This is a genomic window from Mucilaginibacter sp. P4_G9, from assembly GCF_056400985.1.
This window is the reverse complement of record NZ_JBFUKF010000860.1, coordinates 1-865: the sequence shown is the minus strand read 5'-3', so window position 1 is coordinate 865 and position 865 is coordinate 1. Positions and strand designations below refer to the sequence as shown.

1 protein-coding gene is annotated in these 865 nt (G+C 41.4%); it reads left to right on the top strand.

Features of this window, described 5'->3' with window-relative positions; genetic code table 11:
• Positions 1 to 102 precede the first annotated feature (102 nt).
• Entirely contained in the window at positions 103 to 564 is a 462-nt protein-coding gene (locus tag AC1DPZ_RS28185; RefSeq protein WP_477409768.1) for a DinB family protein, read from the top strand.
• The last annotated feature ends 301 nt before the right edge of the window (positions 565 to 865 follow it).

Sequence of the window (865 nt, the reverse complement as noted above, 5' to 3'; positions counted from 1 at the left end):
CACATAAAGCAATCCCTATCATGATTAAGTAATATGATAAAATAATACCTTAAATCTTACTACTTTAGCTGCGTTATATCAGCAACTAAACATTTATCTCCAATGCTTAAATCGATAGAAATTATAAGGAAACCCAGGGAAATGGTGCTCAACCTGGTTAAAGATCTTACCGCTCACCAGCTTAACCATGTGCCCGAAGGTTTTAACAATAATATCATCTGGAATGTAGCGCATATGATCTCGGGCCAGCAGGGTATTTTTTACACGCGGGCAGGCTTACCGGTATTAGTGGCCGATAAATACTACACCCCTTACCGCCCGGATACCAAACCTGCCGCTTTTGTGGAGGCCGAAGATGTAGCTACCATCAAAGAACTATTCCTTTCAACTATCGATCAGCTGGAAACAGATGTCAACAACAACCTGTTTGTAAATTACCCCACCTGGAAAACCCGCTATGGCGTCGAGATCGATTCTGTTGAAACTGCGCTTGCATTTTTGCCTTTTCATGAAGGTTTGCATGCCGGGTATATTATGGCGTTGAAAAGGGTGGTGGCAAGATAATACCTTTGCAGGCGTTCCGTTGGAACGGTGGAACACCCCGGAACACCTCGTTGCTGATTATCAATACTTTAGATTTTGGCAAAACAGGACATGGAACACCAATTATGCTGATTGTCAATCACTTAAGTTTTTGATAAATTGACACTTTTTACTCAAATCTGGTCCCTGCAGTATCAAAATGTGCCCTGCATAACATACATTTCCATTGTCCGAAAGTCTTTTATCCTTTGTCCGAACATCTTGGTCCGAAAGTCATCTTAGGACTAACAGAATCCACTGTATAGTAATTACGGTATAGCTA

Excerpts from the sequence above, each read along its gene's own strand:
- AC1DPZ_RS28185 (WP_477409768.1), top strand. The coding sequence starts at position 103 with ATGCTTAAATCGATAGAAATTATAAGGAAACCCAGGGAAATGGTGCTC.